22 protein-coding genes are annotated in these 21,206 nt (G+C 45.0%); 7 read left to right on the forward strand and 15 right to left on the reverse strand.

The genetic code is table 11. The features are described 5' to 3' along the window. The first annotated feature begins 85 nt into the window (after positions 1-85). Positions 86-832 (forward strand): acyl-CoA desaturase, encoded by a 747-nt coding sequence (locus B5X68_RS19815; RefSeq protein WP_082216495.1) that lies wholly within the window; start codon positions 86-88, stop codon positions 830-832. Positions 833-998: 166 nt separating this feature from the next. Here the strand turns inward: B5X68_RS19815 and B5X68_RS19820 are convergent, their stop codons facing one another. Genes B5X68_RS19820 through B5X68_RS19840 form a run of 5 tightly spaced genes read right to left on the reverse strand, consistent with a single transcriptional unit; the run spans position 999 to position 6,225 of the window. Further along, positions 999-2,375 carry a sensor histidine kinase gene (locus tag B5X68_RS19820; protein ID WP_082216496.1) on the reverse strand — a complete coding sequence of 459 codons (1,377 nt, stop codon included), beginning with the start codon at positions 2,373-2,375 and terminating at the stop codon, positions 999-1,001. A gap of 3 nt (positions 2,376-2,378) precedes the next feature. After that, positions 2,379-3,056, reverse strand: coding sequence for a response regulator (locus tag B5X68_RS19825; protein ID WP_082216497.1), 678 nt, complete (start codon positions 3,054-3,056; stop codon positions 2,379-2,381). Continuing rightward, positions 3,053-3,586 (reverse strand): 5' nucleotidase, NT5C type, encoded by a 534-nt coding sequence (locus B5X68_RS19830; RefSeq protein ID WP_082216498.1) that lies wholly within the window; start codon positions 3,584-3,586, stop codon positions 3,053-3,055. The genes B5X68_RS19825 and B5X68_RS19830 overlap by 4 nt, the downstream gene beginning before the upstream one ends. Then, positions 3,586-4,893, reverse strand: a complete 1,308-nt coding sequence (locus B5X68_RS19835; protein ID WP_082216499.1) for a dihydrolipoamide acetyltransferase family protein — start codon at positions 4,891-4,893, stop codon at positions 3,586-3,588. The genes B5X68_RS19830 and B5X68_RS19835 overlap by 1 nt, the downstream gene beginning before the upstream one ends. Positions 4,894-4,953: 60 nt before the next feature. Beyond that, on the reverse strand, positions 4,954-6,225 hold the full coding sequence (locus tag B5X68_RS19840) for a competence/damage-inducible protein A (protein ID WP_082216500.1): 1,272 nt from the start codon (positions 6,223-6,225) through the stop codon (positions 4,954-4,956). 106 nt (positions 6,226-6,331) lie between these two features. Between B5X68_RS19840 and B5X68_RS19845 the strand changes: the two genes are divergently transcribed. Both B5X68_RS19845 and gldC read left to right on the forward strand, forming a co-directional pair. Beyond that, entirely contained in the window at positions 6,332-7,057 is a 726-nt protein-coding gene (locus B5X68_RS19845; protein WP_082216501.1) for a DUF4197 domain-containing protein, read from the forward strand. A 58-nt stretch (positions 7,058-7,115) separates the two neighbouring features. Further along, positions 7,116-7,457, forward strand: coding sequence for a gliding motility protein GldC (gldC, locus tag B5X68_RS19850; protein WP_082216502.1), 342 nt, complete (start codon positions 7,116-7,118; stop codon positions 7,455-7,457). Positions 7,458-7,700: 243 nt separating this feature from the next. On the opposite strand, the gene B5X68_RS19855 is transcribed toward gldC, so the two are convergent. The 6 genes from B5X68_RS19855 to B5X68_RS19880 form a co-directional block, all read right to left on the reverse strand. Continuing rightward, positions 7,701-8,051: an MmcQ/YjbR family DNA-binding protein gene (locus tag B5X68_RS19855; RefSeq protein ID WP_082216503.1), complete on the reverse strand. Its 351-nt coding sequence runs from the start codon at positions 8,049-8,051 to the stop codon at positions 7,701-7,703. After that, on the reverse strand, positions 8,048-8,227 hold the full coding sequence (locus B5X68_RS19860) for a DUF6728 family protein (RefSeq protein ID WP_082216504.1): 180 nt from the start codon (positions 8,225-8,227) through the stop codon (positions 8,048-8,050). The genes B5X68_RS19855 and B5X68_RS19860 overlap by 4 nt, the downstream gene beginning before the upstream one ends. A 34-nt stretch (positions 8,228-8,261) precedes the next feature. Beyond that, positions 8,262-10,271, reverse strand: coding sequence for a (E)-4-hydroxy-3-methylbut-2-enyl-diphosphate synthase (gene ispG / locus B5X68_RS19865; protein WP_082216505.1), 2,010 nt, complete (start codon positions 10,269-10,271; stop codon positions 8,262-8,264). 74 nt (positions 10,272-10,345) lie between these two features. Then, complete coding sequence (locus tag B5X68_RS19870) at positions 10,346-11,428, reverse strand: GHMP family kinase ATP-binding protein (RefSeq protein WP_082216506.1); 1,083 nt, start codon at positions 11,426-11,428, stop codon at positions 10,346-10,348. 3 nt (positions 11,429-11,431) lie between these two features. Beyond that, positions 11,432-12,652: a sugar MFS transporter gene (locus B5X68_RS19875; protein WP_082216507.1), complete on the reverse strand. Its 1,221-nt coding sequence runs from the start codon at positions 12,650-12,652 to the stop codon at positions 11,432-11,434. Between the two features lie 49 nt (positions 12,653-12,701). Continuing rightward, entirely contained in the window at positions 12,702-14,021 is a 1,320-nt protein-coding gene (locus B5X68_RS19880) for a Gfo/Idh/MocA family protein (RefSeq protein WP_374754823.1), read from the reverse strand. 333 nt (positions 14,022-14,354) lie between these two features. Between B5X68_RS19880 and B5X68_RS19885 the strand changes: the two genes are divergently transcribed. Beyond that, entirely contained in the window at positions 14,355-14,771 is a 417-nt protein-coding gene (locus tag B5X68_RS19885) for a 6-pyruvoyl trahydropterin synthase family protein (RefSeq protein ID WP_082216509.1), read from the forward strand. Beyond that, a complete protein-coding gene (folE, locus tag B5X68_RS19890; RefSeq protein ID WP_082216510.1) occupies positions 14,731-15,420 on the forward strand; it encodes a GTP cyclohydrolase I FolE in 690 nt (229 codons plus the stop codon). The genes B5X68_RS19885 and folE overlap by 41 nt, the downstream gene beginning before the upstream one ends. A 183-nt stretch (positions 15,421-15,603) precedes the next feature. Here folE and B5X68_RS19895 read toward each other — a convergent pair whose 3' ends face one another. Beyond that, positions 15,604-16,527: a sugar phosphate isomerase/epimerase family protein gene (locus tag B5X68_RS19895; RefSeq protein WP_082216511.1), complete on the reverse strand. Its 924-nt coding sequence runs from the start codon at positions 16,525-16,527 to the stop codon at positions 15,604-15,606. Between the two features lie 27 nt (positions 16,528-16,554). Beyond that, complete coding sequence (locus tag B5X68_RS19900) at positions 16,555-17,565, reverse strand: cation diffusion facilitator family transporter (protein WP_082216512.1); 1,011 nt, start codon at positions 17,563-17,565, stop codon at positions 16,555-16,557. 38 nt (positions 17,566-17,603) lie between these two features. Here B5X68_RS19900 and B5X68_RS19905 point away from each other — a divergent pair, with 38 nt between their 5' ends. Both B5X68_RS19905 and B5X68_RS19910 read left to right on the forward strand, forming a co-directional pair. Continuing rightward, positions 17,604-18,158 (forward strand): NUDIX domain-containing protein, encoded by a 555-nt coding sequence (locus tag B5X68_RS19905; RefSeq protein WP_082216513.1) that lies wholly within the window; start codon positions 17,604-17,606, stop codon positions 18,156-18,158. 1 nt (position 18,159) lies between these two features. Next, the gene (locus B5X68_RS19910; protein WP_082216514.1) at positions 18,160-18,774 is read left to right on the forward strand and encodes a LysE family translocator; all 615 of its coding nucleotides are present in this window, start codon (positions 18,160-18,162) and stop codon (positions 18,772-18,774) included. Here the strand turns inward: B5X68_RS19910 and B5X68_RS19915 are convergent. Both B5X68_RS19915 and surE read right to left on the reverse strand, forming a co-directional pair. Further along, positions 18,771-20,348: a GH3 family acyl-acid amido synthetase gene (locus B5X68_RS19915; RefSeq protein WP_082216515.1), complete on the reverse strand. Its 1,578-nt coding sequence runs from the start codon at positions 20,346-20,348 to the stop codon at positions 18,771-18,773. The two genes, B5X68_RS19910 and B5X68_RS19915, sit on opposite strands and share 4 nt — an antisense overlap. A 15-nt stretch (positions 20,349-20,363) precedes the next feature. Next, a complete protein-coding gene (gene surE / locus B5X68_RS19920) occupies positions 20,364-21,131 on the reverse strand; it encodes a 5'/3'-nucleotidase SurE (RefSeq protein ID WP_082216516.1) in 768 nt (255 codons plus the stop codon). Between the last annotated feature and the right edge of the window lie 75 nt (positions 21,132-21,206).

The following is a 21,206-nucleotide window of genomic DNA, read 5'->3' on the forward strand; positions in this document are numbered from 1 at the left end:
AATTAGCTTTTCTGATTTTCGGTTTTGTTAACGCTTACACTTACTTTTGTACAAAGTTTAAAATATTATAATTTCATCTCGTTCCATGTATATTGTTCTTATCGTTTTTGTTGTACATTGGTATTTATCCCTATTCTGTCAAACCTTCTTCCTGCACCGCTATTCAGCTCATAAGATGTTTATTATGAGCAAACCGTGGGAGCGGTTCTTCTATTTACTGACTTATCTTTCACAAGGTTCTTCTTATTTAAGTCCAAGAGCTTACGCGATTCTGCACCGCATGCACCACGCTTTCAGCGATACAGAGAAGGATCCGCATTCGCCGCATCACACCAAAAATGTTTTTACGATGATGTGGGAAACGAAGAATATTTATAATGCCGTGCTAAGCCGCAAGCGCGCGATAGAGTCGCAATTTGAAAGGAATTATCCAGAGTGGCGCTTTATAGAAAAGCTTGGCGATTCGTGGCTTTCACGTTCAGGCTGGGCGTTGCTTTACACTGCTTTTTACATCCTGGCTTACATTTATCTGGATATGCACTGGGCGTTCTTTTTCCTCTTGCCTGTACATTTCCTGATGGGCCCGATTCACGGCGCAATCGTAAACTGGAGCGGTCACAAATACGGTTACCAAAACTTTGATAACGACGACAAATCGAAGAATTCTTTGATTTTTGACTTCTTAATGATGGGTGAATTATTTCAAAATAATCACCACAAGAAACCAAATTCGATCAACTTCGGCTCACGCTGGTACGAAGTCGACCCAACTTACCCGGTGATCAAGATGCTGAATAAGTTGAAGATTATTGAGATTAGGAAGAAGGGCTAGTCACAAAAAACTTTGGCAGGTGTGAGATACACCTGCCAAGTTTGCTTATTAACACCACAAAAAATGAAATCCTTTTGAACTGCCGTTTTATCAGCATGTCTTATTGAGACAATACAAATAAATCATACAATACTTAAAAAGGCGTTAATAAAAAGTTAGAATTTGCTTAGAGCTTTGAGAAAATGACGACGAACGTCGTGCCCTTAGGCTCATTGGAATAAATGTTGACATTTCCCGAGTGCAACTTCACGATCCGCTCTACCAAAGACAGCCCGATTCCATATCCCTTAATATTTGCGGTGTTGTCACTGCGGTAAAATGGTTGAAAAACCAGACTCTGATCTTCTTTTGGAATTCCTTTGCCGTTATCCGAAAAACTTAGTGTTAATCTTCTCGCTGACGTTTTCAAATCAACATTAACTGTGTGATTGTCCGAAAACTTGCAGGCATTGTCCATCAGATTCAAGAAAGCGGTTTTAAGCAATGTTGAATTTCCTGTTAGTTCCAGCCAGGTGTCATCTTCCGGCAACTCTTCAAAATTAAGCTGAATGTTATACAACGGATTTGCCTGCGCCAGGCCAAGCCGACAATCAAGCAAAAGATCATCCACTCGAATGGTTTCTGTGAGCAGATCTTTTTGATCCTCACTTACTTTGGCAAGCTCCAATAATGTATTGGAAAGCTGCGCCAGCTCCTGGATATCCTCCAAAACAGACCTGATCGTCAACTGGTAGTCGGCAGTGTTTCGTTCTTTTAACATGCTCACTTCCAGCTGTGAGCGGATTTTGGTTAACGGATTTTTAAGCTCATGGGAAACATTAGCCACAAAGATTTTCTGCATTTGAAATGCCGTTTCAATCCGGTCCAAAAGATTGTTAAATGTTGTGGTTAAGCGCCCTATTTCATCCTTTTGGTTAGGAACATCCAGTCTGGTATCCAGTTTTTGAGGCAGAATCCTTTCCACAGCGTTCATAACCTTCGAAATCGGCCTCAATGCCCGTTTTGAGAAAATCCAGCCCACCAACGCCACAATAATGGTTACAATGAAGAACAAAACCGTCAGTAATGTGCTCAAATTGGAGAGATTGGCTTGACCGTATAAATCTTTCGCACCAAGCAAAACGACGGCCCTGTTAAATGGGTATTTGTAATACAAGCCCACAACCTTGTAGTCGCCGTCGGTGTAACGGATCTGACCGGCTTTGCGGATTTCGTCCAGCCAGTAATTGGAAACGTGAATGGATTTGGATTGAGGACTGGTAGGATTGCTATAAATAAGGCGGTTTTTCTCGTCGAAAATGAATGTATTCTCGTCGTAAATCAAGTCCCGGTTGGTTTCATCCAGGGCTTTTAGAACCTCCGTATTCACCTGCGGGACTTTCAGCAAAAGCTCTGCCTGAGATTTTGCTTTTGACCTTAACCGATCATAGAAGTCCTCATTAACATTGTAATATGAGAAAAAATAGATCGCGAGAAATGTGATCAGAAGGATTCCGCTCACCAGCAGGGAAAACTGAACTGTAAGTCTGGTGCGGATCTGCATGATTTACTCTACTTTTAGCACATAACCCATCCCGAACTGGGTATGGATCAATTTGACAGGGTAATCCTTATCAATTTTTTTACGAAGATAATTTACGTAAACTTCAATCACATTGGTGCCCGTATCAAACCCAATGTCCCAAACTTGTTCTGCAATTTCCACTTTTGAGATCACGCGTCCCTGATTTCGGATCAGGTAAACGAGTAAATTGAATTCCCTGGCCGTCAGGTTGATTTTATTTCCCGAACGATGCACCGTTTTAGCGTCCAGCGAAATTTCAAGGTCCGCAAATTTCAAAATCTGCGCGGTGTGGGAAACCGTCGTTCCGCGCTTGGTAAGCGCTCTCACTCGGGCCAGAAGCTCTTTGAATTCAAAGGGCTTTACGAGGTAATCGTCCGCACCGGCATCCAGTCCAGTAACTTTATCGTCTGTGGTACCCAGCGCCGTTAACATTAAAATAGGCGTTTCGTCACCCCAGTTCCGTATTTCCCGGCAAAGTTCGATGCCGTTGATGCCCGGAATGATAATGTCGCTGATGATCAGTTGATATGTATTATTTTTCGCCAATTGCCTGCCAATCAGGCCATCGTATGCAATGTCAACCTCGTATCCATTCTCTTCAAGTCCTTGTTTGATGGACTGCAAAGTTTTCGGTTCGTCTTCAATCAGTAGTAGTTTCATGCGATTGGTAAAAATAATTCAGAAACATCCTTCCAATTGGAAACACGCTTATATGAGGTTTCTTTAACATTGTGCGGTGCAGTAAACAATATGCCAGTTCCTTTAAAAGCATTCAAATTCCGAACGTGGTCATCGATCAGATAGTCGGACTGGATAATACTTTTGTAACCACAAAACACAACATTGGTCCAGGGTATGAAAGGGAAATGTTTTTTAAGCCACGCAAACTTGTCATTGAACGACGTAGGAAATTCCATGCAAGCAGTAGCAACAAATATTTCGTAGAACTTGGACAGTTTGTAAACCGTTTCAACAGCCCCGCTCATCACTTCAATGTCGGCAAAAAAACCCGGCGTGTCGATGATCTTATGCAGCTTCGTGAGTTGCTTGGGATGTAAAATATCCCTGAAAGCGCTTTTGGTCAGTTGTTCTTCATTATATAAGGTCGAAAAATCATTATGAACAATGCTGACGAGTTTCTTTTGCGTATCCGCCAGCACGTCATCCATGTCCAAAGTGAGTCTGAGCATTACATTATTGATCTGTGCGTATCGAAATTTTCAAGGTAATCATTCACGCGTTTCAGAAAAAGCCCGCCTAGTGAGCCGTCCACAACGCGATGGTCATAAGAGTGAGAGATAAACATCAGACTGCGAATGCCGAGCAAATCTCCCTGCGGCGTTTCAATTACAGCTGGTTTCTTCTTTATTGCGCCAAAAGCCATGATCGCAACCTGCGGCTGGACAATGATAGGCGTTCCCATCAGGTTTGCAAATGCGCCAATATTGGAAACGGTGTAAGTTCCCCCAGCCAGGTCATCAGCCTTTAATTTGTTTTCACGCGCTCTTTTGGCAAGATCATTCACTTTTCTTGCTAGCCCTGGCAAGTCATACTGATCAGCACGATGAATAACGGGAACGATCAGGTTTCCATCCGGCAAAGCCACAGCCATACCAATGTTTATTTCCTTTTTCTTGATAATCCGATCGCCATCGACAGAGATATTGATCATTGGATAATCCTTGATCGCTTTCACAACAGCTTCAATCAAAATGGGCGTGAATGTAATGCTATCGCCCGTTTTCTTCCTGTATTCGGCTTTTGTATGTTCACGCCATTGAACAACCGGCGTCATATCGGTTTCAATAAATGAAGTAACGTGCGCTGAAATCTTCCTGGACTCGATCATACGCTGCGAAATCATCTTCCGCATCCGGTCCATTTCAATGATCTCGTTGCTGCCGTTCAGCGAAATTGCAGCAGGAGTTGGAATGTGAACATGCTTTTTACGGCTGTCGAGAAACGAAAAAATGTCATTTTTCGTAACTCTGTTTTCAATGCCCGTTCCATGAATGGTGGCAAGCTCGCTTTCGGTAATGTGCTCTTCGCGCGCAATGCTGAGCACGAGTGGTGAATAGAAAGCGTTGTGATCGGGGTTGTTGTTGGTCAGGTCCAGAGCAGGTTCGGCCTTCCTGATAAGCACCTCCTCATATTCTTTTTCCAGGGCCGCTGCGGTCGCTTCCACTTCCGGTTCTGCACTAACCGGCTCATTAGCAGGCTTGTCAACGGGTTGCTGATCACCTTCGTCCACATCATTCTCCACCTCGATCTTCGCAACCGGGCTTCCTATTGGCACCACATCATTCTCTTTGACAAGCCACTCAGTAAGCACTCCGGAAAAAGGACAGGGCACTTCCGTATCCACTTTATCCGTGGCAACCTCCAAAATGGAATCGTCAACTGCAACCTTATCACCAGCTTTTGCAAGTAAGTGAAGGACAGTGCATTCCATTATACTTTCGCCCATTGGAGGCATTACCATTTCAACTATTTTCATAACTGGTATCTTTCATTCACGGCGGCCAATTTTGCTACCGAATGTATTTTAGTAATCTTCTCAGCCCTTAATGGCAAGATTTGTTTTCAAAATGGTTTTCCTCAACAAATTCAATGCGTAGGAAGAAGTAAGTTCAATGTTGATCTTCCGGTTGTTGCGCAAAGTGAGCAACTGGGTGAATGTTTCGTCCGGTGTAGCACAGGCAATCCAGACTGTTCCAACCGGTTTTTCCGCCGTGCCGCCATCAGGACCAGCGATGCCCGTTGTTGAAACCGCAAAAGTAGTGTTCAGCACTGTGCGGGCGCCCTCGGCCATCTCGCGGGCAGTTTGCTCGCTGACAGCCCCATATGCTTCCAGTGTTTGAGGTGAAACGCCCAGAACGTTCATCTTCACCTCATTACTATAACTCACAACAGAACCTTCAAAGTATTGCGAAGCGCCGGGCACATTCGTGATCTGATTTGCGACAAATCCGCCGGTGCAACTTTCTGCTGTGCCCACCGTGGCCTGGTGCTGCACAAGTAACGATCCGATGACCGTTTCAAGTTCATCATTATCAAACCCGAAAACCCATTCCTCAATGTAAGGCATCAGCAGCGCAACTTGCTCGGCCAGCTCAGCATCAAGTTGGTTCTGATCTGTGCCGGTGCCGGTCAAACGAAGTTTAACTTGCCCAAAATGAGGTAGATAGGCCAATTTTATATGCGCGGGAAGCGCGTCTTCCCAAGGTGCGATCGTCTCAGCCAGGAAAGATTCTCCTATGCCGATCGTCCGCACCGATTTATGTTGAATAATGTTCGAAACAAACTTTGCTTTCAGCCTGGGAAGGATCTCAAACTCCATCAAACTCTTCATTTCGTAAGGCACGCCGGGCAGGGAAACATAAACCACATTGTCTTTCTCAAACCACATGCCGGGCGCTGTTCCCCACAGGTTTGGAATGTAGGTACAATTTTTTGGAAGTGCAGCCTGCTGAATGTTCAGCTCAGTCATGGCGCGTCCGCGTTTCGCAAAAAATGCAGTGATCAGTTCCAGCGCTTCCTGATTTATTTCAAGTTCCGTTCCAAAATATTCGCAAAATGTATGCTTGGTAATGTCATCACGGGTAGGGCCGAGGCCTCCCGTAACTATAATAACGTCCACCCGCTCACTGGCCGCCGCGAAGGCATCCAGGATGTCAGCTTTGTTGTCCCCAACCGACGTCTTTCTGACCGGACGGATCCCAATATCAGTGAGTTGAGAGCCAATCCATTGCGTGTTCGTATCCGTAATTTGTCCAAAAAGAATTTCATCACCGATCGTTAATATTTCAGCCCGGATTATGGGAACCATAGTTTGAAATTGGTTGAATGAGACCGTTATTTTCCCAAAAATAAGTAAAATTAATCGTTATTGAGTACGTTTAAAGCGTAGTCAGAATTTAACAAACACAATCGTAATGAATCACAAAATCTTAGCAATATTATTATTTTCACTCATATCAGCCACTAATTCCCAGGCGCAGTTCAACTTAGGAAAGGTGCTGGATAAAGTGAGTGGAAAGTCAGATGGCCTCGGTGAAAATGAAATCGTGTCAGGATTGAAAGAGGCCTTGAATGTTGGGATTAGCAACGGTTCAGCGGAAGCTTCCAAAGTGGATGGGTTCTTCAAAAATGAGCTGATCAAGATCGCAGTTCCGCCCGAAGCGCAAAAAGTGGCTGAGACTTTAAGAAAGATGGGACTTGGCGATCAGGTTGATAAATTTACATTGTCGCTCAACCGCGCCGCCGAAGATGCTGCAAAAAAGTCAAAACCGATCTTTGTAAAAGCCATCACATCCATGACCGTCCCCGACGCGCTGGGCATTTTAAAGGGCCAGGATGATGCAGCAACGCAGTATTTGAAAAAAACAACGAATGAAGATTTGTACAAAACTTTCTTCCCGGTTGTAGATTCAACGCTTAATCTGAACAAGGCAACAGACTATTATAAAGAGATCGTCGACACTTATAACAAGATCCCTTTGGTAAAGAAAGTGAACCCCGATTTGAAAGGTTATGCGACGCAAAAGACCATTGACGGCTTGTACGTGCTGATCGCGCAGGAAGAAAAAAAGATTCGTGAAGATCCGAAAGCTCGCGTAACCGATCTTTTGAAAAAGGTGTTTAAACAGGCAGCAAAGTAATTTTTAGAACTATAAATTTCCTCAATTGGTTACTTTTGTCTAAATATTAACACCTCATATGAAAAAATCGGAAATACATTTTACCGTTGAACTCGACGACAAGAACATACCGGAAAAGATTTTTTGGAATGCTACGGATAACCCTAACGAAGGCATTAATGACACCCGCGCCATCGCCATTGCCGTTTGGGACCATTACCACCGGGGCACATTGAAAATCGACCTCTGGACAAAGGATATGGAAGTTTTTGAAATGAAACGCTTTTATATCGAACTCATGAGCGGGATCGCAGACACCTTGCTGACTGCAACTAATGATAATGTAATGGCAGACGCCATTGAAGGTGTTTGTGAGACGTTGAGTAAGAAGCTGGATGAGGAGATGAAGGCTGCGAAATAAGGCGTTGCGGTCCGCTCGGGCTTTCGGGTAGTGTCTTCGGCTCCGCTCAGACTGACAGGGCGTTATGTTAGGGCTGGTATGGCAGTCTAGGCGCGTTTGTCACACTGAGCGGACTCGGCCGCCGGGCGGTCGAAGGGCTAGCAAGACGTTGAGCACTTGCACCTGTCACACTGAGCGGAGTCGAAGTGCTGGCACGACGTTAAAATTGACAAACTAACCGGTTCAAGACTCGTCATCCCGAGCTTAGCCGAGGGACCCCTGGTCCTTCTTCGGCAGACTCTTCACAATAAGATCATAAGAGTCTTTCACCCAGCCGAACAATGTCTCACTTGGAATGTTGCCGGTTACGTAAACCGTGTTCCAGTGTTTCTTATTCATATGATATCCGGGCTTTACGTCCGGATATTTTTCTCTTAGCTCTTCTGCTTTTTCGGGGTCGCATTTTGCATTGAACTGATGCGCGGCTGAGTCCATCGGCGTGAGCAGGAATACTTTGCCTTTCACTTTAAATACGAGTGTATCAGGCCCGAATGGCAGTTCTTCGGTTACGCCCGGCAGAGTCAGGCAATAATCTCTCAGCGATTCTAGATTCATCTTGTCAATGCTCTAACGATCATAATGATAACGCAAATCAGGAACATGACGATGGAGATTTTGTTGATCCCATGCATCATGCGCAGGTTAAAGGAATCCGGGGCATTAGGGTCCCTTTTTTTGAAGACGCGGAAGAAATAACCGAATACGTCGCCTAACTGAAAGTATCTTTTCATAAAATTATATGGATTTCTGTCTTTACCAACCCTGCTAAACCAATATTTCCCTTTCGTCCGGCTCGATCCAACGGCCGTCTTCCCGAATAAGCCCAATCAATTCTTCCACAGCTTTTGCCGCAGTAACCGATCTTTTGATAACTTCCTGACCGCGATACAACGCAATTTTATCCTTGCCCATTCCCACATATCCGTAATCAGCATCGGCCATTTCGCCCGGGCCGTTAACAATGCAGCCCATAATGCCAATTTTCACTCCTTTCAAATGTTCGGTGTGTTTGCGGATCATGGCTGTTGTTTCCTGTAAGTCGAAGAGCGTTCGCCCGCAGGAAGGGCAGGAAATGTATTCCGTCTTCGACATTCTGGTTCTGGCTGCCTGTAAAATGCCGAATGCAATGCTGTTGAACGCGGCGGCAGATTTCAGTTTATCGGCATGAATCGCTTGCGCAGAAAATATTGGCTGCAACAATACGCCGTCTCCAAAGCCATCCACGAGCAAGCCGCCGATGTCCGTAGCTGAATATAATGTAAGCTCGTCGCCAAGATCTGCCGAGTAATCGCGCTGAACAACGACGGGAGTTTTGATAGCCTTCTCAACCAGTTTATAAAGGAACCGCCGAAGCTCGGGCATCGCATGTGCATTGTCGGTATGCAGCAGCAAAACAAGATTGTTCGCTGATCTGATGTCTTCTAATAGTGAATCGTTAAGCGAATGAATTGTTCCTTTGATAAAATTCAGTTGCCTGGAAACACTCGTTTTATCGATTGCAATCCATTCTTCCGCCTCAAACAGCGGGAATTTGTTAACAGCATCAGAATGCGTGAGCCATTGTTCAAAATCCATGATTTCACGCAAGCCATTGGGCAGCATGAAAGGCACTGGCTTCTTGCCTGAATATATAAAATCAGCTCCCTGGTCATTCATTGCCCACTTATCAGGCACAGGCAAAAAGAAATGTCCGATGCTTTTCAGGTCATCCAGCTGGGTGACTTCTATATTGGAATAATCTGCAATAACACGCGGCACATTCAAGTGTCCAATGTTATAAACTTCCTTTGTATCTCTCCGTGTGTATCGAAATGGATTAATAGGGCAAAATTCAGCAGGCTCGATGAAATCATGCGGCGTCCTGTTGGCATAACGCTGAATTAATGCACGGGCCACAGGCGCTTCTTTTTCAGGCGCTTCGGTTAGGGAAACGCGCACTGTATCGCCCAAACCATCTTCGAGCAGCGTGCCGATTCCGACGGCCGATTTGATCCGTCCATCTTCCGCTTCCCCGGCTTCGGTAACGCCCAAATGCAGCGGGTAAGGCTTTAATCCTTCTTCATCCAAACGCTGCACAAGCAAACGATAAGCTTCCACCATCACTTGCGTGTTGCTGGATTTCATCGAAAGCGCAATGTTAAAATAATTGAACTCTTCGCAGATCCGCAAAAATTCCAGCGCAGATTCCACCATTCCCAGCGGCGTGTCACCATAACGGCTTAAAATCCGGTCAGAGAGCGAGCCGTGGTTTGTTCCAATCCGCATGGCTGTGCCATATTCCTTGCATATGCGCACTAGCGGGATGAACTTTTCGCGAATTCTTTCCAGTTCCGCAGCATAGGAAGCATCGGTGTAGTCAATGATCTCGAAACGCTTGCGGTCAGCGTAGTTTCCGGGATTAATCCGCACTTTTTCAACGATCCTGGCGGCCAGTTCGGCGGCGTTGGGCGTGAAATGGATATCAGCAATAAGCGGAACATTAATTCCAACTTTGCGTAAACCATTGCGGATGTTTTCAAGATTTTGGGCTTCCTTCACACTGGGAGCGGTAATGCGAACATATTCGCAGCCGGAATCCACCATGCGGATCACTTCATCGATAGATCCCTGCGTATCCATCGTATCCACCGTGGTCATCGACTGCACGCGAATAGGATAATCGGAACCCATAGGCAGGTCGCCGATATTGATAGTGATTGTTTTTCGCCTGTTATATGCTGTCAGTGAGGGACAGTAAAGATTTGTCGTTTTTTCAGAAGCTGTAACTACTGCCATGGAGTTGTTATTATTATTGGCAAAGGTCTTAAAACAAAAACACAATCGGAATTACAATCGTGCATTTTAATCCCTCAGTTTTCGATGCGCGTTCCTGAATCGACGGTGATAATGTAGCTCTTTCCGCCTTCTTTCTCAATTGCTTCGGCCACTTCTTCGGCCTTGGTAGGTGCGTACACAAACATGCAACCGCCGCCGCCGGAGCCGTTGATCTTGCCGCCTAATGCGCCAGCGGATAATGCAGCATTCATCATGCGATCAATTTTAGGTGTTGAAGTTCTTTTGTGGTCGCGCAGGTTTTTGTAGTGTTTATACAAAAGTCCGCCAAAATGTTTGTCAAACACCTCATCAACAGGACTATTCACACTTTGCGTTAACAATACTTTACCTTCAATAAGAATGTCGCGATCTTCCAGATTTGCTTTTAACAGGCTCAGTTCATCGTCGGTAAGCTGCGCTTTGTATTCGTTTGCTTTCTCAAAAGGCGTTGTAAAAATGGAAAACTCAGGATCGTAACCTGTTACTTTTTTGATCACATCTTCCATTCCATATCGACACCGCGCGAGGATTCCCAATGTGTCTTTTGGCTCCAAAGAATCGCCTAGGACGAATGTTCCCAGAGTTGGCGTCAGCGCCTCAACGTGAATAATGGGTGTTGATTCCAGATAAATAACATTGCCGATGGCCGTAGAATAATGGTCCATCATGCCGCCTGGTTCACCAAATTCGAGCACTTCGGCTGCGTTGGCAATCTCACCCAATTCTTTTTGTGAAAAACCAACCGGGCTATCACTCATTTTATCAAGGAAATGCGCCCAGGACACGATCAGCGCCGAAGAACTTGACGTTCCCGAATTAATCGGAATATTGCCCTGGATAACGCACTCAAAGCCTTTTGAAAAAGTTAAACCTTTCCGCTTTAAAATATTAATGGTGCTGCGGAAGTAATCCCGCTGCACCACATATGGAAATGTATCATTAAGGGAGAATGCCTCTTTTAGTCCCAGATCAGGCAAGTGCAGGATAATTTTATTGTCATCGCGGTAATGTCCGTCGATGCTGATCCTGCGGGAGATCGCTGCTGCAATAACAGGTAATCCAAGATAATCCTGATGTTCACCAAATAAACAAATACGGCCCGGGGTCGAAATCCTCATGAACTACCAGCTTTTCTTTTTATGGCCAACTAGACCGAAAAATAGTATAAATAAATACAATGGGACCATGATCCAGTAAGCCTGCTGTGTGCTGCCAATGGAGTCCGCGATGCCGCCATAAACCAATGGCAAAACAGCGCCTCCTGAAATACCCATTACCAATAGTGCAGACGCGATTTTGGTAAACTTACCCAGACCGCTCAGCGCCAAAGGCCACAATGCCGGCCAGATAACCGCATTTGCAAAACCCAGGACAGCAATGCACATAACGGATGTGAAGCCTGTGGTAAAGATCGCTATAACGGTAACGACAAGTCCGAGCACCGCCGAGAAGATCATGTAAGCCTGTTGGGATACAAATTTCGGAATCAACACAATCCCCAGCACGTAACCGAACATCATGCCGCCCAATGTATAAGCGCCAAAAACCCTTGCTTCTTCCTCCGGGATGCCCAGTGAAACGCCATAACTGATGATCGTGTCCGCTGCAATGACTTCCACACCCACATAACAAAACAATGCTGCAACGCCCAGAACGAGATTAGGATATTGAAAAACAGAAGTTTTTTGCGTCGTAACCGGGCTGATTGACGACGTTTCTTCCTCCTCTTCGCTCACTTCTACTAATCCTTTTGAAAGCCGGATCACGATAGCGAGCACAACCAGAATGCCAGTTAGAATAAGATAAGGAACAACCACTTTATCAAGCTCTTCCTTAGGGTCCGTAGCAGTAGCACCTGCCAGCAGTAATTTTCCGATAACGATCTGGCTGATAATTCCTGCACCTTTATTAGCAATCCCCATGACACTGATCCGCTGAGCAGCGCTTTCCCGTGGCCCGAGTAATGTAGCGTAGGGATTTGAGGCCGTTTGTAATACAGTTAAGCCAATTCCTATTGTAAATAATCCCACCAAAAACACAGGATAAGAAGCCATTTCAGCGGCAGGAATGAAGATTAAAGTTCCGGCAGCCATTACGAGCAGAGCCAGCGACATTCCGTTTTTGAAACCTGTCTTTTTTACAACATAAGAACAGGGGATCGCCATGATCGTGTAGGAAATGAAAAAGGCGAATGTTACCAGATAGGAACTGGTGTTGTCGAGGGAGAAAGCTTTTTTGAAAAAGGTAATTAGCGTTCCGTTTACCCAAGTGATGAACCCCATCACGAAAAATAATACGCCGATAATAAATAGAGGGCCCAGGTAACTGTTCTTTTTGCTCATCTAGGTTTAATTGGTCAGAGTTATATAGGTTAAAAATGAAAAATTCAGGTTAATACTCGTCATTAAGGCCAAAAATACGCTTGTTGGTTTTCCATTTGCCTCTGGTGAAGTCAGGAATTTCGACCGGCGCGCTTCCTTTTGCAATGGACATTTCGGATAATGGACTAATCGCGCTCCACGTGGCTGCGTCGTATACGTCAATCGGTGGTGCTGTTTTTCTTTTGATTGATTCGATAAAGCCTCTCAATACAAAATAATCAATGCCACCATGTCCGGCACTTTCCGCGTCTTTCGCGTATTTTGCCCATAACGGATGATCGTTTTTGTCCAGATATGCTTTGTCAGGTTCCGCGGTGTGCTCTTTTGGTGAAACACCTTCTATATATATGCTGTGTCCGTCGTTCATCCAGATTCCGTTTGTTCCCTGCGCACGGAAAGCGAGCGAGTAGGGGCGTGGCGAGTTGGTGTCATGCACAAGCACGATGTTTTCGCCATAATGGCACTGAATAACCGTCGTTACAATGTCGCCGAGCTTAAAATTTACTTTCGCATTCGGGTGATCCTTACCGGCGTGATCAACAATATATTTATGTAAACCCCTTGATTTTGTGGCGGTTGAAGTAAGGTACGAAAATTTATTGCCGCGGTTGATGTCCAGCCAGTGTGCAACCGGGCCAAGTCCGTGTGTTGGATAAATGTCGCCGTTCCGATCAACTGAATGCTGGGTGCGCCACTTCGCTTCCGAAAAACCTTTTTCTCCAAATTCTACGCCGACGCCACCATTGCTTTTGCCGTCATTAAGCTTTACCGATCGCAGATCGTGCTGGTAACCGCAATGTGCATAAGTCATTTCGCCAAACATTCCTTCACGAACCATCTTCAATATGGCCATCACATCCCGGCGGTAACAAACATTTTCAAGGATCATGCAATGTGAACCGGTTTTTTCGAAAGTGTCCACCAGGTCCCACGATTCTTTCAAGGTTACGGTTGCCGAAACTTCCACCGCGGCATATTTACCAGCCCTCATGGCTGCCAATGTCATAGGCACGTGCCAATGCCAGGGCGTTGCGATCAATATGCCGTCCAGATCATCGCGTTTTACAAGGTTCAGAAAATCTTCGTCGCCTTTGCCATAAACGGCCGGCGCCTTTCTTCCGGATTTCTTAATTTGTTCAAGAGAAAAATTGATGGCAGCAGGATCAATGTCGCAGATCGCATTCACCTCTACATCCTGACGAAAAAGCGCCTGTTCAAGATGGTTACGGCCCCGGAGCCCTACACCAATAAACCCAAGCCGTACTTTATCAGCTACTTTTGCTTCGTTGGAGTACAGTGACGGCAATATCCCGATGGCGGGTCCGGCCATTGTGGCTTGTTGAATAAAATCGCGTCTATTCATGAAGTTGTCCAGTTAAAGGTTCAGAATGCAGCAAACCGGCCTGGGGCGCAATGGTTTCCAAGATCGCAATTTACATTCAATAACCGTATTTTTTAATTTTTTTTATTAATTCCCGGCAAAAGGAAATCCTACATGTAATGATGAATGTTGGAAAAAATGAACAAATTGGATTTGTAAAGCGTTAACCCAAAACAAGTAACTCCAAAAGAGCACTACGTCCAGGCTCGAAGGCTTTAAATGTGTTGGACACATACTTTGTAACGACATTTAAAGCAAATCGTATTTTAAGTGAATTATAATATGGCGCAAAAGGTGGCGGTGTTTCGAAAGGAACATTTCAATGCGGCTCATCGTCTTCACAATCCGGAATGGTCGGATGAAAAGAATGAGAACGTGTTTGGCAAATGCAATAACCCCAATTTTCACGGGCATAATTACGAGCTGATCGTGCAGGTGACAGGGGAAGTTGATCCTGAAACGGGTTATGTCTTGGATATGAAAGTGTTAAGTTCCATTTTAAAGGAATCTGTACTCGATCGTTTCGATCATAAAAACCTGAACCTGGACGTAGAAGAATTCAAGTCCCTCAACCCCTCCGCGGAAAATATCGCGATCGTTATATATTCAATATTAAGACCAAAAATTGATTCAGGCCTTGACCTGAAAGTCAGATTATATGAAACAGAACGGAACTTCGTCGAATATCCAGTCGACTGAAATGGTTGAGGTTGAGGAAATTGGGAACGATCATGTATTTTCTTCGATCGAAACTCCAATGCGCAAAGATGCTTTCGCGATGGAGGATGATCTTAAAATGGAGCTGATTGAAAAACATTTCCGCCATATTATGGAAATCATGGGTCTCGATCTGACTGATGACAGTTTGAAAGGCACGCCTAAACGTGTTGCTAAAATGTTCATTACCGAGGTTTTCAGCGGACTTGACCCGAAAAACAAACCAGCGGTTACGCTTTTTGAAAATAAATACAAATACGACCAGATGCTGGTCGAAAAAGATATTTCGGTTTTTTCCAATTGCGAGCACCATTTCGTGCCCATTTACGGAAAAGCCCACGTTGCCTACATTTCCAGCGGAAAAGTAATCGGTCTGTCTAAACTGAACCGGATCGTAGAATATTTTGCTAAGCGTCCGCAGGTGCAGGAAAGACTCACCGTGCAAATCGCCAACGAGCTGAAAGAAGCATTGCAAACCGAGGATGTTGCAGTGGTGATCGATGCGCAACATATGTGCGTTCAGTCACGTGGAATACGTGATTCGGGGAGTTCCACCGTGACGGCTTTTTACGGCGGGAAGTTTCAGGAGGAGATTACTAAGAAAGAGTTTTTGAGTTATTTGGGGATGTAGGTTTCGGCGGATTTTGTCCCAGCCCCTGGGAGGGCGCTTACTTGTTTTTGCCCCCAACCCCCTAAAGGGGGGCTTTACATTTGGTATAAAAAAAGAGGACTTTGCACATATGCGGAGTCCTCTTTTGTCATTTCACCAGCAGCAACGAAAGCCCCCCTTTAGGGGGTTGGGGGGCAAAAGGAGCTAAACCGTAGGCCCAACGCGTTCCAGCAACGCTTTCGTCGCCTTAATCCCATCAAATTCAGAAAGCTTGCTTCCTTCATACTCGATCCCGGCAATGCCTTTGAAGCCTGCGTCTTTTACGATTTTGAGGATTTTTGTGTAGTCTGTTTCAATGCAGTTTCCTTTTTCGTCGAAATCGTAAGTTTTGGCGCTTACACCTTTTGCGAAAGGCATCAATTCTTTTGTTCCCTGATATCTGTCGTACGATTCTGCGCAGCCGCCGTCTTTTCTGGTAATGCAGAAGTTGCCGAAATCTGGCAATGTACCCACATTTTTCAGATTAACCTGCTTCATAACGCCTGATAACCATTGACCGTTGGATGAAGATCCGCCGTGGTTTTCAACGATTACGTTAATGCCCGTTTTGGCAGCAAATTCGCCCAGCTTACCCAGTCCTTCAACCGCAGATTTTGCGATTTCTTCGAAACTTCCTTTTCCGAATGCATTCACGCGGATGGTTTTGCAACCCAAATATTTTGCAGCCTCAACCCATTTGTAATGATTTTCAACGGCTTTGTTACGAACCGCAGCATCCAGTTCTCCCAAACCGCCTTCGCCGTCGATCATGATGAGGTGAGCGGTAACACCGTTGTCCTTTTGTCTTTTTATCAGATCATTCAGATACGTTTTGTCTTCTGCTTTATCTTTGAAGAACTGGTTAACGTATTCTACAATCGAAATGCCGAACTCTTTTTTAGCCAATGCAGGGAAATCGAGGTTGGTCAGTTCCTTTTTGAAAAGTGATTTATGCAAAGACCATTCTGCAAGGGAAATGTCAAACCATAGTTTTTTGGCAGGATCTGCCATCAGGAGGTCGGAAAAAGCGGTTGCTGCAAAGGCGGTAGCACCAGCTTTTTTAAGAAAATCACGACGTGAAACGTACATTTTGGTTAGAATTTAGATTTATGTTTATTAAGGAATGTGAATTCTTGCTTCATTATACAGCTTCTCGTTTTTCACGAGACTGGCCGCGTTCCAGTCAATGTCCTTGATAAATGCATGCTGGCGAACGGGACAATCCGCGATCCGGCAAAAATAGCAGCATTGATAAAGGCACGGGTCTGCATGAACGAAAATTTCCGTTTCTCCCGTATGACTGTCTTTCAGGATATTTTCAAAATTATGAATTGTTTCATGCACTTTTTGCAGTTCCCAATAATAGGGGAGCGTTAAATGGCAATCAATGTGAAGATCTGAGCCGTATTGCTGCACGCGCAGATTGTGCACGTCAATCCATTCGGTCTTTTTATTCAGCGTTAAAGTATTTACCACCTTTTCCAGCAAAGCATCATCCACGGCGTCCATTAAGCCGGCAACGGATTTGCTCACAAGCAGAAAACCATTGTAAGCCAGAAAAATACCAAACAACAGTGAAGCAACGCTGTCGATCCACACATAACCTGTGAGCATGATAAGCCCAACACTGAAAATCAATACTAAACTGCTGATGCTATCCGTCATTAAATGCCGTCCGTCGGCTACGAGCGCGAGGGAATTGGCCTTTTTGCCTTCCACCAGAAGTTTATATCCAATGGCTGTATTGACAAGGATCGTAAAGAGAATGAAACCCGAGCCCTGCAAAAGGTTTTGGATCGGCGCCGGATCCATGATCCTTTTTACTGCTTCTATAATGACAAAAAGCGAAGCGATAATGATCAGTGCGCCTTCGAAACCAGCGGAGAAAAACTCGATTTTTCCATGACCATAGGGATGGTTCCGGTCTTTGGGTTGCGCGGAAAGATATATGCTGTAAAACGCAAATCCGCTCGCTATAACATTAATAATCGATTCGAGCGCGTCGCTCAGGATGGCGTTCGAAGAAGTGAGATAATAAGCGAAGAATTTCAAACCCGTCAGTAGAATGCTGGCTATAAAAGACAGCAATATGAGACGTTGTTTAAGCTTATTTTGGTTTATTTGCATTTGCGATTTGAAATTCAGAGGCCAAAAATACTAAGAAAATGCGGGTTATAACCACAGAAAATAATTGGAAAACACTTTCGACCGAAACTGTCTACGAAAATGCATGGCTCGAACTGAGCCATCGCGATGTGATCAACCCGTCGGGAAATAAGGGCATATATGGGCTGGTAAAATTTAAGAATCAGGCCATTGGCATCATTCCGTTGGATGCAGATGGGAACATCTATCTGGTAGGGCAGTATCGTTATGCAATCGATGAATATTCCTGGGAAATTCCTGAGGGTGGCGGTGCGTTGGAAGCAGATCCGCTGGATGCTGCAAAACGTGAATTGAAAGAGGAAACAGGTTTGGTTGCCGGCAAATGGACGAAACTGGGCCGCATTCATACTTCTAATTCTGCCACGAATGAAGAAGGTTTTCTTTTTATCGCCGAAGATCTGACCCAAATGGATGCCGAACCGGAGGATACGGAGGACCTGCAAGTGCGTAAAGTGACATTGCAGGAAGCCGTTGACATGTGCATGCGTTCCGAGATAACCGATTCGCTATCAGTATGCGCCATCTTGATGACCGCCAGACTGAAAGGGATCTGATATGCTGGAATCGCTCTTGTATGGCACGCTTACGGGAATAGCATTATGCCTCACTTTCGGAACTGTGTTTTTTTCATTGGTTCAGAATAGTGTTGACAATGGTTATAAAACGGGTGTTAAAATCGCCTTAGGCGTACTCGTATGCGACATAGTATTTGTTTTCTTCGCCATTTACGGAACTGCACTGCTTCCCGATATCCCTGATTTCAAAAAGTGGATGGCTGGTGCAGGTGTGTTTTTTCTGATAGCACTTGGGCTGACAAACATCGTGAAAGGGCAACCGAAAATCGCTTATCCTAAAACCAGCCTTGGTAACCTGCTGTATTATTTCACAACGGGTTTTTTGCTGAACGGGCTTAATCCAGTGAATTTTATTAGTTGGGTAACCATTGCATCATACATCCGCACCAACTTGCATTACAATTATCACCAGGTGCTGATGTTTTTCGGAGCTAGTGTAGTGGCCGTGTTCCTGGTAGAATGTGGCATTGCAGTATTTGCACACAAATTGAAACGCATCTTTACGCCGAGAGTGGTCACAATATTTAATAAAGTGACAGGCGTCGTTTTCATCCTGATCGCCTGTCAGATTGCTTATGTCAATTTCCTGAGTTAATGTGACGGCTCCTCCTTAATATAGCCATTCTTTTCCAAAAATCCCTTCCAGTCGTCCATCAGAAAATTCTTGAATACGCGCGGGAATTTGTGCTGACCGCCCATTTTGCCTTTGGAATTCATCCAGTCATAAAAAGCTTTGTTTGGCAAAACCGTTACAAATACTTCCTTTAACGCGTGACGCCTTTCAACAGCGTAATCATCGTTCAGTTCTGCAAGTTTGGCATCCAGCCTTGTTTTCAGCTCTTCTGCATTTACGTCCGTTTCTTCCACACCCACATACCAGTGATGTGCGAACATGGAACCGTACTCAATGCCGCAGACCGTGAATTCTTTCACCGTTAACCCCATCTCATCAGAAACCAGGTCCACCGCCTTGTTCATATTATCAACCGAAAGGTGTTCACCACACAGACTTAAATAATGCTTCGTGCGGCCGGTAATAACGATTTCACCTTTGGATTTATCAACAAACTTCACCGTGTCCCCAATCAGATAACGCCACGACCCGGCGCAGGTCGACAGCAGCAATGCGTATTCCTTTCCTTCTTCCACCTGATCGACCATCAGTGTCTCAGGATCGGGCAGTAATGTGCCTTCGGAATCAAAATTCTTTTCATTAAAGGGGATAAATTCAAAGAAAATGCCGTTGTCACAAACCAGCTCCATGCCTTGTGCCCCGGGGCGGGTTTGGTAGGCGATAAATCCTTCGGAAGCGAGGTAAGTGTTAATGTAGATCAGCGGCCGCGCAAGCAGTTTTTCAAAACCTTTTCTGTAAGGCTCAAAAGAAACACCGCCGTGCGCAAAAACCTGCAAATTGGGCCAGATATCGTGAATGCTGTTCACCTTATAATGCGCAATGATCTTCTCCATAAGAAGCTGGATCCACGCAGGAACGCCCACTATGAATCCAATGTCCCATTCGTGCGCCTGCTTGGTGATCTCTTCCAGTTTCAATCCCCAATCTTTTTGCGCCGCGATCTTTTCACCCGGTTTGTAATAGGGCCTGAACCAATAGGGGATTTGCTTAGCCGTAATGCCGCTCAGATCGCCTTCAAAATGTTTGTCCTGATTATTCAGATTTGTACTGCCGCCGAGCATCAGGAAGCCCTTTTCGTAGAGATCATTGGGAAGGTCCTTGTAATGTCCGAGCGAAAGAATCTGCCGGATGCTGGTCTTTTGGATCGCACGCGACATGGCCTTGGTCACCGGAATGTGCTTGGTAGCAGCCTCGGAAGTGCCAGAACTTAATGCATAGTATTTGATCTGGCCAGGCCAGCAAATGTCTTTTTCTCCTTCAAGCGAACGATGCCACCACTCGTTGAAAATCTTGTTATAGTCGTAAACAGGGACAGTTTTCTTGTATAATTCGTAGTAAGCACCCTTCTCATTGAACAAGATCGAGGAAAGCAGATCGTCGAAATTGTATTTTTCTCCAAACTCGGTATAGCGCGCTTTGGCAAGCAGTTTCGCCAGCGTCTTTTTTTGCTGAATGTGAAGACTTGCTTTTCTGCGGTTAGCAACGATGTTGCTGATATGAATTCCTTTTTTTAATAAACTCCCTACTAATGCCATAGCTGAATTTTAAAATTATAAATCCCAGGTCGAAAGCTGCTTTACTGCCTCATACGCTGTCAGATCATATTGACACGGGACAACAGAAATATAATTGTTATCCAGCGCCCAGACATCGGTATCTTCTTTTTCAGTATCAAAATTGATGAATTCTCCCGCCATCCACAGGTAACCTCTTCCGTTCGGATCGACGCGATAGTCGAACTTTTCCTGCCATTTGGCGTGTGCCTGTCTGCAAACTTTAACGCCCTTCAAAGGCAAATCAGTCTTCTCCGGAATGTTAACATTTAATGCAATGCCGTTTGGTATGCCGTTTTTGAGCGCTTCTTCGGTAATAGACTTGATAAATGGAATTGCGTGATCGAAATCGGCGTCTTCTCTGTAATCTGTCAACGAAAATCCAATCGCCGGGATGCCTTCAATGGCAGCTTCGATGGCAGCCGACATGGTCCCGGAATATAGGACGCTGATGGAACTGTTGCTTCCGTGGTTAATGCCGCTCACAACCAGGTCCGGTTTGCGATCTTGTAAAACATAATTTTTAGCCAGTTTTACGCAATCAGCAGGCGTTCCTGAACATTCATATTCAACAACTCCTTCAAAAATATGTGTGGAATAAAGTCTTAACGGTTCTCCTATGGTAATCGCGTGTCCCATTCCGGATTGCGGGCTGTTCGGCGCTACAACAATCACTTCTCCAATGGTTTGCATCACTTCTACCAGTGTCCGGATCCCTTTGGATGTGATTCCGTCGTCATTAGTAACTAAAATAAGGGGTTTCATATAATTCTACTTATCAGCATGCCTTTTTGGAGGGGCCATTCCCCTGGCCAGCCGATGAAGCTATGTGGTTTTTAG

This window comes from Dyadobacter psychrophilus (genome assembly GCF_900167945.1).
Taxonomy (GTDB): Bacteria; Bacteroidota; Bacteroidia; order Cytophagales; family Spirosomataceae; genus Dyadobacter; species Dyadobacter psychrophilus.